General features: G+C 69.6%; 13 protein-coding genes. 5 read left to right on the top strand and 8 right to left on the bottom strand.

Annotation, left to right across the window (positions count from 1 at the left end):
* The 3 genes from VGW35_17225 to VGW35_17215 all read right to left on the bottom strand — a co-directional run.
* A partial coding sequence (locus VGW35_17225) for a xanthine dehydrogenase family protein molybdopterin-binding subunit (GenBank protein HEV8309404.1) occupies positions 1–2,156 on the bottom strand: 2,156 nt, incomplete at its 3' end.
* Positions 2,157–2,199: 43 nt separating this feature from the next.
* Complete coding sequence (locus tag VGW35_17220; protein ID HEV8309403.1) at positions 2,200–3,768, bottom strand: ABC transporter substrate-binding protein; 1,569 nt, start codon at positions 3,766–3,768, stop codon at positions 2,200–2,202.
* An 88-nt stretch (positions 3,769–3,856) separates the two neighbouring features.
* Positions 3,857–4,204, bottom strand: a complete 348-nt coding sequence (locus tag VGW35_17215) for a hypothetical protein (protein ID HEV8309402.1) — start codon at positions 4,202–4,204, stop codon at positions 3,857–3,859.
* A 152-nt stretch (positions 4,205–4,356) separates the two neighbouring features.
* Between VGW35_17215 and VGW35_17210 the strand changes: the two genes are divergently transcribed.
* Both VGW35_17210 and VGW35_17205 read left to right on the top strand, forming a co-directional pair.
* Positions 4,357–6,198, top strand: coding sequence for an adenylate/guanylate cyclase domain-containing protein (locus tag VGW35_17210; GenBank protein ID HEV8309401.1), 1,842 nt, complete (start codon positions 4,357–4,359; stop codon positions 6,196–6,198).
* A complete protein-coding gene (locus tag VGW35_17205; protein HEV8309400.1) occupies positions 6,195–6,836 on the top strand; it encodes a UdgX family uracil-DNA binding protein in 642 nt (213 codons plus the stop codon). Before VGW35_17210 ends, VGW35_17205 begins: the two co-directional genes overlap by 4 nt.
* A 72-nt stretch (positions 6,837–6,908) precedes the next feature.
* On the opposite strand, the gene VGW35_17200 is transcribed toward VGW35_17205, so the two are convergent.
* The 4 genes from VGW35_17200 to VGW35_17185 form a co-directional block, all read right to left on the bottom strand.
* A complete protein-coding gene (locus tag VGW35_17200) occupies positions 6,909–7,517 on the bottom strand; it encodes a hypothetical protein (GenBank protein ID HEV8309399.1) in 609 nt (202 codons plus the stop codon).
* Entirely contained in the window at positions 7,514–7,954 is a 441-nt protein-coding gene (locus tag VGW35_17195) for a hypothetical protein (protein ID HEV8309398.1), read from the bottom strand. Before VGW35_17195 ends, VGW35_17200 begins: the two co-directional genes overlap by 4 nt.
* Positions 7,951–8,760, bottom strand: coding sequence for a TIGR04255 family protein (locus VGW35_17190; protein HEV8309397.1), 810 nt, complete (start codon positions 8,758–8,760; stop codon positions 7,951–7,953). Before VGW35_17190 ends, VGW35_17195 begins: the two co-directional genes overlap by 4 nt.
* Positions 8,761–9,064: 304 nt before the next feature.
* Positions 9,065–10,738 carry an adenylate/guanylate cyclase domain-containing protein gene (locus tag VGW35_17185; GenBank protein ID HEV8309396.1) on the bottom strand — a complete coding sequence of 558 codons (1,674 nt, stop codon included), beginning with the start codon at positions 10,736–10,738 and terminating at the stop codon, positions 9,065–9,067.
* A gap of 227 nt (positions 10,739–10,965) precedes the next feature.
* On the opposite strand from VGW35_17185, the gene glgX reads away from it, so the two are divergent.
* Entirely contained in the window at positions 10,966–13,140 is a 2,175-nt protein-coding gene (gene glgX / locus VGW35_17180) for a glycogen debranching protein GlgX (GenBank protein ID HEV8309395.1), read from the top strand.
* A gap of 47 nt (positions 13,141–13,187) precedes the next feature.
* Here glgX and VGW35_17175 read toward each other — a convergent pair whose 3' ends face one another.
* A complete protein-coding gene (locus VGW35_17175; protein ID HEV8309394.1) occupies positions 13,188–13,487 on the bottom strand; it encodes a hypothetical protein in 300 nt (99 codons plus the stop codon).
* Positions 13,488–13,654: 167 nt separating this feature from the next.
* Here VGW35_17175 and VGW35_17170 point away from each other — a divergent pair, with 167 nt between their 5' ends.
* Together VGW35_17170 and VGW35_17165 are read left to right on the top strand one after the other, a co-directional pair.
* On the top strand, positions 13,655–13,933 hold the full coding sequence (locus tag VGW35_17170) for a NifU family protein (GenBank protein ID HEV8309393.1): 279 nt from the start codon (positions 13,655–13,657) through the stop codon (positions 13,931–13,933).
* 199 nt (positions 13,934–14,132) lie between these two features.
* Positions 14,133–15,377 carry an ATP-grasp domain-containing protein gene (locus tag VGW35_17165; protein ID HEV8309392.1) on the top strand — a complete coding sequence of 415 codons (1,245 nt, stop codon included), beginning with the start codon at positions 14,133–14,135 and terminating at the stop codon, positions 15,375–15,377.
* The last annotated feature ends 11 nt before the right edge of the window (positions 15,378–15,388 follow it).

Genomic DNA, 15,388 nt, shown 5'->3' with positions numbered 1-15,388 from the left:
CCGAGCGCCGTGCGGGGCGAGGGGGTCGCCGTGTGGCCGGTCTCGAAATCCGGCAGGTCCTCGGCCTTCGGGATGGCGTAGTCCATCAGGGAACCCGTCACGAGCTGCCCCGCCTCGTCGTACCGCCCGGCCTCCCAGAGCGCCTGGCCGATCCCCTGGGCGAGCCCGCCGTGGACCTGCCCGGCCGCGAGCAGCGGGTTCACGATCAGCCCGCTGTCGTCCACCGTCAGGTATCGTCGTACCGCCACCACGCCCGTCTCGGGATCGACCTCGACCAGCGCCAGGTGCGCGCCGAACGGATAGAGGAGGCCCTCCCCGACGAAGTCCTGCCGCGCCTCGAGGCCCGGCTCGAGGTCGGACGGCCGCCGCTCGCCATGCGCGGCCGCCGCGACGTCGGCCCAGAGGACGCGCCGGTCGGGGACGCCGCGGACGTGAAAGACCCCGCCCTCGAGCACCACGTCGTCGGGGCGGGCCTCGAGCAGGTGCGCCGCGATCCGCCGCGCCTTGTCGGCCACCAGCCGGGCGTTGACCAGGGCGGCCATCCCGCCGCGCGCGATGCTGCGGCTCCCGAAGGTGCCCACGCCCTTGCGGACCTTCCGGGTGTCGCCGTGGACGATCGTCACGTGCTCCACCGGGACCTGGAGCTCGTCGGCGACGATCTGGGCGAAGCTCGTCTCGTGTCCCTGGCCGTGGGGAGACGAGCCGGTGAGCACGGTCACCCGGGCGTCCGGCCCGACGACGACGTCGCTCGTCTCCGCGTCGACGAAGCCGCACATCTCGACGTAGGAGGCGAGCCCGACGCCGACGAGCCCGCCGGCCGCGCGGGCGCGGGCCTGCTCGGCACGGAGCCCCGCGTAGTCCGCCTTCTGCAGGAGGGCGTCGAGGGCCCCGGCGTAGTTCCCGCTGTCGTAGTGGGGCCCCATCGGCGCCTGATAGGGGAAGGCCGAGGGCGGGATGAAGTTCCGCTTGCGCACGGCGGCGGGATCGAGGTCGAGCTCCCGGGCCAGGAGGTCGATCATCCGCTCGATGAAGTAGGCCGCTTCCGGCCGCCCGGCCCCCCGGTACGCCGCCGTGCCCATCGTGTTCGTGTAGGCGCCGATGACCTTCGCCCGCACCGCGGGGATGTCGTAGCAGCCCGTGATCATCTGTCCGCAGAGGACCGGGAGCAGGGGGCCGTCGCTGAAGAGGGTGAAGCCCAGGTTCCCCACGATCCGGGCCTTGAGCCCGCGAATCCGGCCGTCCCGATCCGCCGCCAGCCGCATGGTCGCCACCACGTCCCGGCCGTGGGAGGTGGCCAGGAGATCTTCCCGGCGGCTCGCCGCCCAGCGCACGGGGCGCCCGAGGCGGCGGGCGACCCAGGGGACCAGGAGGTCCTCGGAGTAGAGCGCGATCTTCGCGCCGAAGCCGCCGCCGACCCGGGGGGCGATCAGGTGGACGCGCTCGGCCGGGAGCTTGAGGTGCTCGGCGATGGCGTCCCGGAGCCCATGGGGGATCTGGGTGCATCCCCACACCGTCAGCTCGCCGCGCCCGGCGTCCCATCGGGCCGCCACCGCCCGCGGCTCCATGGCCACCGCCAGCAGCCGCTGGTTCCGGAGCTTGGCCTCGACGACGACCGGGGCGTCCCGGAACGCCGCCTCGAGGTCTCCGTGGATCCGCTCCCAGCGGGTCGCGCGATTCGTCTTGAAGCGCTCGTGGATGCGGGGCGCGCCGGGCAGGAGCGCGGCCTCGCCGTCGGTCACGGCCGGGAGGACGTCGTATTCGATCTGGATCAGGTCGGCGGCGTCCTGGGCCAGGTACGGGCTCTCGGCGACGACGATGGCCAGCGGCTCCCCGACGTAGCGAGTCTTCCCCTCGCACAGGACCCGGCGCGTGCGCCAGTTGACCTCGTCGAAGGCTTCCTTCTCGATCACCATCGGGATCTCGCCCAGCTCGGTCGTGAAGTCGGTCGCCGTGAAAATGGCGGCGACCCCCCGGAGTTCCTGGGCGTCGCCGATCCAGACCCGGCGGATCTGCGCGTGGGCGTGGGTGCTCCGGACGAAGGCGGCGTGGAGCGCGCCCTTGAGGGGGATGTCGGCGACATAGGGGTCGCTGCCCGTGAGGAGCCCGAGGTCCTCCTTGCGCTTGATCGGCTGCCCCACCTGTCCCGCTGTCGTCATGGCGCTCCTCGTGTTCGAGTCGGCGACGCGCTCGGCATCGCGGTCAGCGCGCGGCCAGCCAGACGTTCCAGAAGAACGGCCGGTAGCGGTTCGCGTAGCCGCCCACCGCCTTCTGCTTGATCCGCAGCGTGAAGAAGTCGCCGAACTTGATGACCGGGACCTCCTGCCAGAACCAGCCCTGGATGTCACGCCAGATCGCCATGCGCTTCGGGGTGTCCGTCTCCGAGGCGAGGCGGCCCATCATCGCCTCGAGCTTCGGGTCGCAGGTCCAGCCGGGCCAGTCGCAGCTCAGGATCACCTGGAATGTCGGGTCGGCCGCGAACCCGACGCCGGTGGTGAAGATCTCGTAGTGCCGGGGATCGCTGCGCCGCTGGACGACCGTGGCCCACTCGAGCACCTGGAGATCGATCACGAAGCCGACGTCCTCGAGCTGCTGCTTGGCCGCCAGGGCCGACTTGTACATCCAGTCGTAGAACTGGGTGCACATCCAGCGGATCGGCTCGCCCTTGTAGCCGGCCTCCTGCATGAGCCGCTTGGCCCTCGCCTTGTCCGGCCGGTTGTAGGCCTCCTTGCCGACGTCGGTCCACCAGACCTGCTCCCGGAACTGGATGCTCGAATCCAGCCGGTAGAACTCCGGGCGGCCGACGGCCGCCTTCATGATCGGCTCCATGTCGAGGGCGGACATGACGGCCTGGCGGAGCGTCCGGTTGGTGAACGGCCCGATCTTCTTGTTGAAGACGCCGGTGATCCACTCGTTCGGCTTGACCACCATGACGTCGAGGCGCGGGTTGGCGCTGAGGCGGTCGTAGGAGTCGGGGGCGATCCAGTCGCTGAAGTGGTACTCGCCGGACTCGACCCCGGCGGCGCGGGTGGCCACGTCCGGCACCGGGATGAACTGGATCTCGTCGACATACGCCGTGCGCTTGCCGCCGTAGCCGCTCGGCGGCTCGCTCCGCGCCGCGTAGCGGTCGAAACGGGCCATCCGCACGTAGCGGTCGGGGATGCGCTCGACGAAGCGGAACGGCCCGGTCCCGATGAACTCCTTGATCTGTCCGTCCCCCGCCGCCTCCACGACTTCCTTTGGATAGATCGCCGGGAACTGGCTGGCGTTGGCGAGGGCCGAGAGCACGATGCCGGACGGGGTCGCGAGCCGCAGCTCGACGGTGTGGCGGTCCTTGGCCTGGATCGACTGGACCGACTTGAAGAGGAGCTTCCCGACCGAGGCCATCTTGCCCCAGCGGCCGAGCGAGGCCACCACGTCCTCGGCCGACAGCTCCTTCCCGTTGTGGAACGGGACGCCACGCCGGAGGCGGATCGTGTAGACGCGGCCGCCCTCGCCGACCGTGTAGCCCTCGGCCAGCATCGGGACGACCGCGTACTTGTCGTCCAGCGTGAAGAGCGGCTCGCAGAAGTGGGACGTGACGTCGTAGGTGAGGGAGGCGGTCGTGAAGTGCGCGTCGAGCGAGGGGGGCTCGCCGATGATGGCGACCTTCAGGATGCCCCCCGTGCGCGGCGCCTCCTGGGCCGCGGCGGTCCGCCGCCGCGGCCCAGGGGCCAGGGAGACCGCGCCGGTGGCCACCGCGCCTGTGAGGAATGTCCGCCGTGACGGCATGGGCTCTCTCCTTGCGTGATCATGGCGCTCGAGCGTGAGCGGGGGGACCATAGCCCGGCCTTCTGCCCGTTGTCAAGGCGCGGCCGAATCAGGACCGGGACGGCGGACGGCGGGCGAGGCGGCGGGCCGACTGCCGGAGGAGCTCGACCAGGACGGCGAGGGCACGCCCGATCGGCGTGGGGAGGAGCCCGACGCGGCGCGCGGCCTGGCGGGCGACCCGGACCCGCAGGGAATGGAGCACGTAGGGCGAGCTCACGACGTCCACGACGCGGTCTCGGTCGAGGCCGAGCTCGGTCAGCGCCCGTTGGAGCGCCCACACATCCCGGAGGCGCCGCACTCCCGTGGTGACACCCTGCCCGGGGTTGAGCGGCACGAAGCTCAGATCGAAGCCCCCGCTCTCGCGCCACCGAATGACGAGGTTCCCCTCGATCTCCACCCACGGGCCAGCATAGCACGTGGCCGTCGGGCCGGCGTCCCCGGCGTACAATGGGGAACCATGAAGGAATCGATGCGGATGTGGCCGGGCAGGAAGGGCGGGAGGCAGCGGGCGGCAGCCGGCGCTCCCGCCCCGAGCTGAACGGGGCGGCCATGCCGTCGGTCCGCCCGCGTCCCTGGCAGCGCCTGAGCGTTCGCGTGGCCGCCGGCTTCGTCGCGGTCACCGTCCTCGGGATCGGCCTGGTCGGCTACCTGATCTACGAGCGCCAGAAGCAGATTCTCCAGGACACGCTGGCCACCTTCCTGCTGAACATCGCGCGGACCGGCGCGCTCCTCATCGACCCCGCGCTCCACGCCGAGGTGGAGCGGACGCTCACCCAGGACTCGGAGGCCTACCGGCGCGTGCGAGCGGCCCTGGCGGCCGTGCAGGATCAGAACGAGGTCGCCACCCCGATCTACACCCTCACCGGGTTCGAGGAGTCGGGGCGGCTGGCCCACTTCATGGTCACCAGCCGCGGGCCTGGCGCCCCCGGCGAGCCCTATCCGCTGGTCCCCGCCCTCCTCGAGCCCATCGGCCGCGCCTTCCGCGAAGGCGTCGCCACTCACACCCGGGTCTACCAGAACCAGTCGGGGACCTGGATCACCGCCTTCGCGCCGGTACGCGATCCCGGGGGCCGGGTCTTCGCCGTCCTCGACGTGGACTATCGGGTGGACGTGTACCTAGAGCGGCTGACCGACCTCCGCCACCTGATCCTCGGCGCCTCGCTGCTCGGCAGCCTGATCGCCCTGGCGGTCGGCCTCGTCCTCGCCCGGCGGGTCACCGGGCCGGTCGCCGCGCTCACGCGCGGAGTGACGCGCGTCGCGGGCGGCGACCTCTCGGAATCGCTGCCCGTCCGGTCACAGGACGAAGTGGGGCAGCTCACGCGGGCCTTCAACGACATGCTGGAAGGTCTGCGCCAGCGGGACTTCATCCGCGACACCTTCGGTCGCTACGTCTCCCCGGAGATCGCCCGGACGGTCCTCGAGTCCCCGGGCGGGCTCCGGCTCGGGGGCGAGAAGCGCGACGTCACCATCCTCATGTCGGACCTCCGCGGCTACACGCGGTTCGCCGAGCGGGCCGACCCGACCGAGGTCGTCCAGGTCCTCAACGGCTACCTCGGCCGCATGGCCGAGATCGTCATCGAGCACGGCGGCACCATCGACGAGTTCATCGGGGACGCGGTCTTCGCCGTCTTCGGGGCGCCGCTCGACCACCCGGACCACGCCGAGCGCGCGGCCGCCTGCGCGGTCGCCATGCAGCTCGCCATGGAGGAGGTGAACCAGCGCCACGTCGCGCGCGGCCTCCCGCGGCTCGAGATGGGGATCGGGCTCAACACGGGCGAAGCCGTCGTCGGCAACATCGGCTCCGAGAAGCGGACCAAGTACGGCGTCGTGGGGAGCGTGGTCAACCTGGCCGCCCGGGTGGAGGCCTGCACGGTCGGGGGCCAGGTGCTCCTGAGCCCGTCCACCTACGCACGGGTTCGCGACCTGGCGGAGGTCGCCCCGCCGATGCCCGTCGAGATGAAGGGGCTCGGGGAGCCGCTGCTCCTCTACGAGCTGCGGGCCATCGGAGGGCAGTATCCCCGCCGCCTGCCCGAGGTCACGGCGGAGGGCGGCTCCGACGTTCCCGCCGCCCTGCCCCTCCGGTGCTGGGTGATCGAGGGCAAGGCCGTCCGCCCCGATCCGATCGCGGGCGAGGTGACGCGGCTCGGGCGGGGGCGGCTCGAGGCGCGGCTCGAGACCCCGCTGCCGCCGCTCACCAACGTGCGCCTGCGGCTCCGCTTCCCGGCGCTCGCGCAGGACTCGGGCGATCTCTACGGCAAGGTGCTCGCCGCCGAGGCGCCGGCGGGCTCGGGGCTCGTGCGGATCCGGATCACCTCGGTGGACACCGCGGATCAGGAGATCCTGGAGGGCCTCGTGAAGGCGGGCAGCCCCACCGAGGCGCGCACGGGGTGACGCCGCCGGCCCGGGAGCCCCGGACGGCGGCGGCGCTCATCCCCGAGCGCCCGACGCTCCCGCGCGTCCGGGAGGCGGCCCGGGGGTGCCGCGCCTGCGACCTCTGGCGTCGCGGGACCCAGACGGTCTTCGGCGAAGGCCACGCCAAGGCCGACCTCATGCTGGTCGGGGAGCAGCCGGGAGACCAGGAGGACCTTGCCGGGAAGCCCTTCGTCGGGCCGGCCGGACGGCTCCTCGACCGCGCCCTGGAGGCGGCCGGGATCGACCGCGCCCGGGTCTACGTGACCAACGCCGTCAAGCACTTCAAGTGGGAGCCCCGGGGAAAGCGCCGCATCCACCAGAAGCCGAACGCTGCCGAGATCGCCGCCTGCCGGCCGTGGCTCGAGACCGAGATCGCGCTGGTCCGGCCGAAGGTCATCGTCTGCCTGGGCGCCACCGCCGCCCAGGCGCTGCTGGGGAAGACCTTCAAGGTGACCCGCCAGCGCGGGGCGTTCGTCCCCTCGCCGCTCGGCCCGCTGGTGACGGCGACCGTTCACCCCTCGTCGCTCCTCCGGGCGCCCGACGAGGCGACCCGCCGGACCGAGACCGAGCGCTTCATCGAGGACCTGCGGACGGTGGCCGCGCGCCTCACACGGTGAGCACAAAATCAAAGCGAAGAAAGGCTCAGGCTCGCCGGCGCGAGCCCTCGCCGGATCGAATGGAATGTGGGATTACTCGATTTTGATGTCTTCAGGCAAGCCGACACGCATGAAATATCGGGCGAAGGCCTGTGAGAGGTGCTCCCGATACGGTGGCAGAAGTCTAAGGCGGGTGCCGGGGTTCAGCCCGGCAACGACTGTCAGGAAGGTGCGCGGCAATGTGTAAATGAGTTGAAAATCAACGACCTGGCGAGGGACTGAAGGAGTCACCGCATCTGCGGCTGGCCTGCCCTCGAGAAGGGCCAGGTTCCAAACCCGCCCATCGCGAAGGTTTTTCAGAAAGCTCTTCCAGGCCTTGTCCGTTGGTTTCTGGTTAGCTGCAGTCATGTCACGTTCCCATTCCGGGCGAAGCGCATCCTCCGGGTGGATCGGGCATAGTATCACATTCGTAACTTTCTCATTCTCAAGATCACAGGCCTGACTCATGACGATAGTTCGAGCATAGATGCCGTCCACAGAATCCTCGAGAGCCTCTACGAGTTGCTGTAGATCGCCGGTCGCCGCAAGTTCGGCCAAATTTGGCATCTCACCAAACCCCAAAACTGGGCAGCGCTCGATGATGTCTCCTTGTGTTATCGCAGAATCACAGGGTACCTCTTCATACCAAGGGTAGTCGCTCACTCGTCGCCGTCGTCCTCAGATAGATCGGCCGAGTCCACGAAGGGCGGTGGTTGAGGCAGCCAACGAAATGGACGCCGCGGATGGATCCGAAAACGGTTCCAGTTAACCTGTATCGGCATGATGGTGGGAAGATAATAGTCGTCCTCGGCACGCTCGCTATCGTCTACAAACAGCACGTAAGCGTTGGCGATCTCGTAAGCGTGTCTCCGGCCGGGGACAAAGATTTCGCCGATCGGCGTGAGGGCCGTCAGAGCAGTCATAGTAGCAGCTGCGATGTCGGGACGCCACCGCCTACCGGTTGAAACCAGGATGGTTGGACCTAGCATGACTGCCCGGGCTCCTGTTGTCGAACTATCAATCATCGAGAATTGAGATTGCGATTGAGACTTGATTTCGCCGCTGGTCGATGTACCGCTAAGAAGGGGCTCGGTCTTCACTGCTGCCTTCCCCATCTATCGTGCGCGATGCCTGCCGTGAGATCCGTGAAGCCACGAACAATCCATTCGTGCGCCGTCTGAAACCAAACGTTCATGTCAGACCAGTCCTTGAGACCCGGTCCTCTGGCTGTGAGATCGAGGAGTAAGACACGCTCCTTGTCGCGCCGCCGCTCACCGTGGTTTACGGTGACGTGAAGAGATCCCTTGTCATCCGGTAATGCGAACTGAACCTTCAAAGAGAGGCCACGGGGTGGGGGCAGGAAGTGAATAGACTGGGCGGATCGCCAGGAGACGATCGGCAAAATGTGCTGGATTCCCACAGGGTATGCTTCAACCGCTTCAGCGACGTGATTGATGTACGTCAATTCGTACTGGTTCACTTGCGGCGTACCGAGGCCATTAGTCTTGCAAAAACGAACGAAGTCATCCCATCCGTTGAGGAAACGGTCATACGCGGCAGTAAACCGAGGGTATTCATCACTATCATTCATTCTGCGCCAATTTGCCAGGAACCTTGTGGGCTGGAGCTGTAGTAGGAAGTTGCCGCTTGGATCAATGTAGAACACGCGAGAAAACGGGATATCCATCTCCAAGAGTGAGGGCCGGTCGGTGCCCGGACGGTCATCGAAGACTTCAGCTAGAGGTGGGTGATCTTCAGTGTGCGGATATGCGTGACGTACGCGCTGGAGGAACTCGCCAAAGTGTACGGCCTTGAAGGACGAGAGGCGGTCGAACTGTACACCGCAGACCACTTCTATTACGGGAGGACGGCTGAACGAGGGCAGAACTGATGGTGACGTATTCATCTTATTGTTGTGGCGCCCGCGAAGTGAGCTTCCTTAGGTTCTGGACGTTTGCCTAAGCGCTTTGCTAATCGGGAACGAAAGGCCGCCCCGGGATAAGGGCGGCCGAGTCCCAGCTCAGGCTCGATGGTTTGGGTCATAACCACGAGCACCGCTGCGTTCTGGGCTCGTACGTCCTTGCGTCCCGAGGAACCCAAACAGTGTGCCGCCTCGCCGTCGCGGAGTGTGACATCCAGATCTCGGGGATATTCAGGTCTCCTTTGGGACCTTTATATCACGCTTTCACGGAGCCGAAACACGGGACCCGTCAGATCTGGACGGACGTGTAGACGCCGGCCGGGACCAGCCGGTAGACGCGGACCGGGCGCGAGACGTTCTTGAGCTGGTGCTCGCCGGTGTCCTCCAGCACGTAGTGGCCCTTGATGCGCTCGGCCGTCTCGGGCCCCACCTTGACCTCGCCCCCTTTGGTGAGCCCGGCGACGCGGGCGGCCAGGTTGGTCGTCGGTCCGGTGGCGGTGAACGTCCACCGCCCGCCGCCGGCGGCGTCGATCTTCGTCGCTCCCACCAGCGCCGGCCCGCTGTTGATCCCGACGTGGATGGCGACCGGCGGGTAGATCCCGGCGAACTCCTGGTTGAGCTGGGCCACCCGGGCCAAAAGCTCGAAGGCCGTGCCGGCGGCGTTGAGGGCGTGGCGCGTGGGGCTCCCCTCGCTCTGGAAGATCACCATGAGGCCGTCCCCGGCGGTCTCGTTGACGTCGCCGTGATGGGCGCGAATGATCTCCAGGAAGTTCCCGAAGTAGTCCTGGATCATCCGGTTCAGTCGCTGCGGGGGGAGCTGCTCCGAGAGGCGCGTGTAGCCTTCCACGTCGAGGAAGAGCACGGAGACGTCGGCCTCGCGCTTCTCGAGCTCGCGGGCGTCGGGGTTCTGCTCGAGGAGCCGGGTGACCGCTTCCGGCACGAACTTGACGAGCTCCCCCTTGAGCTGCTCCAGGAGCTCCACCTTCTGCATCGACTCCTTGAGGTTCTGGAGCGCCGTGGCCAGCTCGGCGTTGCGGGCCTCGAGCTCGGCCCGGGCTGTCCGGAGGTGGCCGGCCATGTCGTTGATGACGCGGCCGAGGTCCCCGATCTCGTCCGTGCTGGGCGCCTCCACGCGGGTGTCGAAGTCGCCGGCGCCGATCCGGCGGGCGGCCGCGCTGACCCGGGCGATGGGCTTCAGCACCAGCCGGCCCATGGAGACCACCAGGCAGACGGCGACGCCGAGGATGGTCAGGCCGGCCACGGTGACCTGGCGCATCCGGGCCGCCCGCAGCTCCCCCTCCAGCTTGTCGAGGCCCAGGCTGACCCGGACCACCCCGCGCACCTGGTGGTCGGTGCCGTGGCACTCCTGGCACTTGTCGAGGTTCCGGAGGGGCCGGAAGAGGGTGAGAACCCGGGCGCCGTCGAGGCCCTCCTCGGTCTCCTGGGGTTCGATGGTCTGGACGGCGCGCGTGAAGAGCGGGTGGCTGATCCGCGTCCCGGGCTCACGGCGCATCTTGGCGATCCGGTCGATCAGGCTCTGCTCGAGCCCGGCGATGCGGTTCACCTCGTTGACGGTCTCCATGTCGGTGAAGGCCTCGACGCCGTTCCGGCGATAGACATCGATCCGGCGGACATCCTTGAGCTCGGTTTGCAAGCCCTGGACGAGCTGGCGGATGATGTCCGGCCGCCCCTCCAGCATGCCGTTCTCGATGGCGGCCAGGATGGACCCGGCCAGCAGGCGCGCCGACTCCTGGTGGCGGTCCACCAGCGCCCGGGCTTCCCGCTGGATGTTCAACGTCACCAGGACGCCGAACCCGACGATCAGAACGGCGACGATCAGGGTGATGACCTTGACCCGCAGGCGCCGGCGGAAGAGGTCGAGGAGGGGGGGCGAGCTCTGCGCCTCGGCCGGGGTGGCGGGGCCGTCCCCGCCCGAGGGACCGGCGGGCGCGGGGCTCGTCACGGCGCGCAGGATCGCATCAGCGCGCCAGGATTGTCAATGCGCGGGGCTATTCGTCGTCCCACTGCCCCTGGTTCACGTTCCGGCCGCACCACGGGCACTTGACGGTGTCAGACGGGACGGGGCTCCGGCAGCCGGGGCAGAGTACGGGCAACATGGACACCTCGATTCTACCAGAGCCCTGCCGGCACACCGGCACTCGGATTGCACGCGGGGAAACCGGAGGACCCATGCGCACGCGACCCGGTCACCCATACCCCCTCGGCGCCACCTGGGATGGCGCCGGCGTGAACTTCGCCCTCTTCTCGGAGAACGCGACCGGCGTCGAGCTCTGCCTCTTCGAGGGTCCCAGCGGAGAAGCCGAAGTCCGGATCCCGCTCACCGAGCGCACCGATCAGGTGTGGCACATCTACCTGCCGGAGGCGCGCCCCGGCCAGCGCTACGGCTACCGCGTCCACGGTCCCTACGAGCCGGCCGCCGGCCACCGCTTCAACCCCGCCAAGCTGCTGCTCGACCCTTACGCCCGGGCCATCGACAGCACGTTTCGGTGGAGCGACGCCCTGTTCGGCTACACGGTGGGCCATCCCGAGGCCGACCTCCAGCCCGATGACCGGGACAGCGCGGCCGGGATCCCCAAGTGCGTGGTGATCGACTCCGCCTTCACCTGGGGCGGGGACCGCCCGCTCCGGACCCCCCTTCACGACAGCATCCTCTACGAGGTCCACGTGAAGGGGTTCACCGCCCGTCATCCCCACGTCCCCAAGGCGCTTCGGGGCACCTATGCCGGCCTGGCCTCTCCGGCCGCCATCGAGTACCTCCGGGGGCTCGGGATCACGGCCGTCGAGCTCCTGCCGATCCACCAGTTCGTCGTCGACAAGCACCTGGTGGACCGGGGCCTGACCAACTACTGGGGCTACAACTCCCTCGGCTTCTTCGCCCCCGACCCGCGGTACGCGTCGGACGGCACGCTGGGCGAGCAGGTGGTGGAATTCAAGACGATGGTCAAGACCCTCCACCAGGCCGGGATCGAGGTGATCCTCGACGTCGTCTATAACCACACGGCGGAGGGGAGCCACCTGGGGCCGACGCTCGCCTTCCGGGGGATCGACAACGCCGCCTACTACCGGCTGGTCCCCGAGGACCGCCGTCACTACATGGACTACACGGGGTGCGGCAACACCCTCAACATGACGCATCCCCGGACGCTCCAGCTCATCATGGACAGCCTCCGGTACTGGATCCAGGAGATGCACGTCGACGGCTTCCGCTTCGACCTGGCGGCCGCCCTGGCCCGGGAGCTTCACGACGTGGACCGGCTGGGGGCGTTCTTCGACATCATCCAGCAGGATCCGGTCATCTCGCAGGTGAAGCTGATCGCCGAGCCGTGGGACCTCGGCGAGGGCGGCTACCAGGTGGGGAACTTCCCGGTCCTCTGGGCCGAGTGGAACGGGGTCTACCGCGACACCGTGCGCGCCTTCTGGAAGGGCGACGAGGGACAGGCGGGCTCGCTCGCCTACCGCCTCACCGGCTCCAGCGACCTCTACGGGCGCGGCGGCCGGCGGCCCTATGCGAGCATCAACTTCGTGACGGCGCACGACGGGTTCACGCTCCAGGACCTCGTGAGCTACAACGACAAGCACAACGAGGCCAACGGCGAGGAGAACCGGGACGGCGCCGACCACAACCTCTCCTGGAACTGCGGCGCGGAAGGGCCGACCGACGATCCGGCGATCCTGAGCCTGCGCGAGCGCCAGAAGCGAAACTTCCTGGCCACCCTCCTCCTCTCCCAGGGCGTGCCCATGTTGTGCGGGGGGGACGAGATCGGGCGCACCCAGCAGGGGAACAACAACGCCTACTGCCAGGACAACGAGCTCTCGTGGTTCGACTGGAGCCTCGACCGGGGGCGGCGCGACCTCCTGGCCTTCGTGCGGCGCCTCTGCCGCCTCCGCCGCCGGCATCCGGTGCTGCGCCGCCGGCAGTTCTTCTACGGCCGCCGGATCCGGGGCTCGGAGGTGAAGGACCTCGCCTGGTTCCGCCCCGACGGGCGGGAGATGACCGAGGAGGACTGGACGAACAGCCACACGCGGTGCCTCGGCCTCCGGATGTCGGGGGACGCGATCGAGGAGGTCGATGCCGAGGGACGGCGGATCGTCGACGACACGTTCCTGATCCTGCTCAACGCCCACCACGAGCCCGTCCCCTTCGTCCTGCCCGCCCACCGGAAAGGCGTGCGGTGGGAGACGGTCGTCGACACGGCGACCGCCGATCCCCGCGGCGAACAGCCGGGGCAGCGGGGCGGCGAGAGCTACGAGCTGGCCGGCCGCTCGCTGGTCCTGCTCCGGCTCGCCCGGGGCCGCATGCCTCGGCGGCAACGCGCCGAGGCCACGGAGCCGCCCGCCGCCTGATCGGCTCTCGCGCGCCCGGCCTGGCCGCGCGCGCTCGGGCGGCTCCCTCAGGGCGACGGAGCCTCGCGCCGCCGGGCCGGTTTCGTCGCGACGGACGCCTCCGGCTCGGGCCGCCGCGCGATGAAGAAGCCGAGGGCGTGGCCCCCCGCGCCCCGGGCCGGCCCGCGCCGCTCGCCCCGGCGGCGGTCGGGTCTCCCGGCGTCACTCGCACGCCGCCGCTCCTCGGTCCGGCGGTCCCACACGACGTGGGCGATGCCGCGGGCCTCCAGGTACTGCTTGAGCAGTCGGTAGACGTCCGTCTCCCCGCGCCGGACGACCGCCAGATAGCGCGGTGGCGCGGCCGTCATGCGGGACTCGGGGCGCCCCGCCGCGCTCCGGCTGCGGATTTCATGCGCCCTATCAAGCGCCACGGCGCCACCCAAGTCAAGGCCTCCGCCGCCACGCCACCGCGCCCCCGGGGGGTCCCGCCCTCGGGCGATTCGCGGTACAATGGCGGTACTCAGAGGAGGCGACCATGCCAGAGGTCAAGGAGCGGGTCCAGGAGCTGCTCGATAGCGCGATCAATCCGGCGGTCGCGGGCCACGGCGGGTACATCGAGCTGATCGACGTCAAGGAAAGCACCGTGTACCTGCGGATGAGCGGCGGCTGTCAGGGGTGCGGCGCGGCCGACGTCACGCTGAAAGCCGGCATCGAGCGGATGATCTTCGAGGAGATCCCCGAGATCACCGAGGTCCTGGACGTGACCGACCACGCGTCCGGCACCAACCCGTACTACTCGCCCTCCAAGGGCTAGATAATTTCGGGGGGGTCTCGGAAGACCCCCCCGATGCCCCCCCGTCGTGGTGGCGAGGAAGCCGCCGCTCGGAGCACTCCTCGATGCACCACGCGCTCGGTGGTCGGCGCCGGCTTTACGCCGACACACTCCTAGCTCTCGGCTCCCCGCGATTCCGACACCGGGCCCGGCGGGGTGACCCGCCGGGCGAGCGTGTCCCATGAAGCGACTCCTCCTTCTCATTCCGACCACGACCTACCGGACCGAGGACTTCGTCGAGGCCGCCGGCCGGCTCGGGGTGGAGATGATCGTGGCCTCGGAGCGGCCCAGCACGTTCGAGACGGAGTTTCCTGACCACCTCCTGACCGTCGACTTCACCGATCCCGAGAAGGCCGCTCGGACCGTGGCCGAGCTTGCCCGGCGGCGGCCGCTCGACGCCGTGGTCCCGGTGGACGACGTCACCACGGTCGTGGGCGCCGCGATCGCCGACGCCCTGGGGCTGCGGGCAAACCCGGTCCCCGCGGTCGCCACGGCCCGGAACAAGTACCGCATGCGCGAGGCGCTCCGCCGGGCCGGTGTCGCCGGTCCCCCCTACCGGCTGTTCACCCTCGGTGATGACCCGGCGACCGCGGCCCGCGGGGTTGCCTACCCCTGCGTGCTGAAGCCCACGATCCTGGCGGCCAGCCGCGGCGTGATTCGCGCCGACACGGAAGCCGAGTTCGTCGCCGCCTTCCGGCGGATCGCGGCCATCCTGGAGACCCCCGACGTCGCCGCGCTGGGCGAGGGGGCGGATCAGATCCTGGTGGAGGGCTTCGTGCCGGGCCGCGAGGTGGCGCTGGAGGGGCTGCTCGTCGAGGGCCGCCTCCACGTCCTGGCGCTCTTCGACAAGCCCGATCCCCTCGACGGGCCGTTCTTCGAGGAGACGATCTACGTGACGCCCTCGCGCCTCCCGGCCGACGTCCAGGCGGCGGTCGGGGCGTCCGCGGCCGAGGCCGCGCGCGCGCTCGGGCTCCGCGAGGGACCCATCCACGCCGAGCTCCGGGTCCAGGAGACGCCGCCCCGGGCGTGGCTCATCGAGATCGCCGCCCGGTCGATCGGCGGCCTCTGCTCGCGGACCCTCCGCTTCGGCACCGGGCTCACGCTGGAGGAGATCATCCTGCGCCACGCCCTCCGGCTGGACATCGCCTCGCTCGAGCGCGAGCGGCAGCCGGCGGGCGTGATGATGATCCCGATCCCGGGCCGCGGCGTGCTGGAAGCGGTCGAGGGGCAGGCGGCGGCCCGAGCCGTGCCCGGGATCGAGGAGGTCGTGATCACGGCCCACGTGGGCCAGGAGCTGGTCCCTCTCCCCGAGGGCTCGCGGTACCTCGGGTTCATCTTCGCGCGGGCCGACAGCCCCGAGCGCGTCGAGGCCGTCCTGCGCGCGGCCCACGGTCGCCTCGCGTTCGTCATCGCGTCCCTCGAGTAGGGCTCGGCGCA

It is taken from the genome of Candidatus Methylomirabilota bacterium (assembly GCA_036005065.1).
Taxonomy (GTDB): domain Bacteria; phylum Methylomirabilota; class Methylomirabilia; order Rokubacteriales; family DASRDR01; genus DASYQW01.
This window is presented reverse-complemented; position numbering and strand designations above follow the sequence as displayed.

Excerpts from the sequence above, each read along its gene's own strand:
- VGW35_17220 (HEV8309403.1), bottom strand. The coding sequence starts at position 3,768 with ATGCCGTCACGGCGGACATTCCTCACAGGCGCGGTGGCCACCGGCGCG.
- VGW35_17210 (HEV8309401.1), top strand. The coding sequence starts at position 4,357 with ATGCCGTCGGTCCGCCCGCGTCCCTGGCAGCGCCTGAGCGTTCGCGTG.
- VGW35_17190 (HEV8309397.1), bottom strand. The coding sequence starts at position 8,760 with ATGAATACGTCACCATCAGTTCTGCCCTCGTTCAGCCGTCCTCCCGTA.
- glgX (HEV8309395.1), top strand. The coding sequence starts at position 10,966 with ATGCGCACGCGACCCGGTCACCCATACCCCCTCGGCGCCACCTGGGAT.
- VGW35_17175 (HEV8309394.1), bottom strand. The coding sequence starts at position 13,487 with ATGACGGCCGCGCCACCGCGCTATCTGGCGGTCGTCCGGCGCGGGGAG.
- VGW35_17170 (HEV8309393.1), top strand. The coding sequence starts at position 13,655 with ATGCCAGAGGTCAAGGAGCGGGTCCAGGAGCTGCTCGATAGCGCGATC.
- VGW35_17165 (HEV8309392.1), top strand. The coding sequence starts at position 14,133 with ATGAAGCGACTCCTCCTTCTCATTCCGACCACGACCTACCGGACCGAG.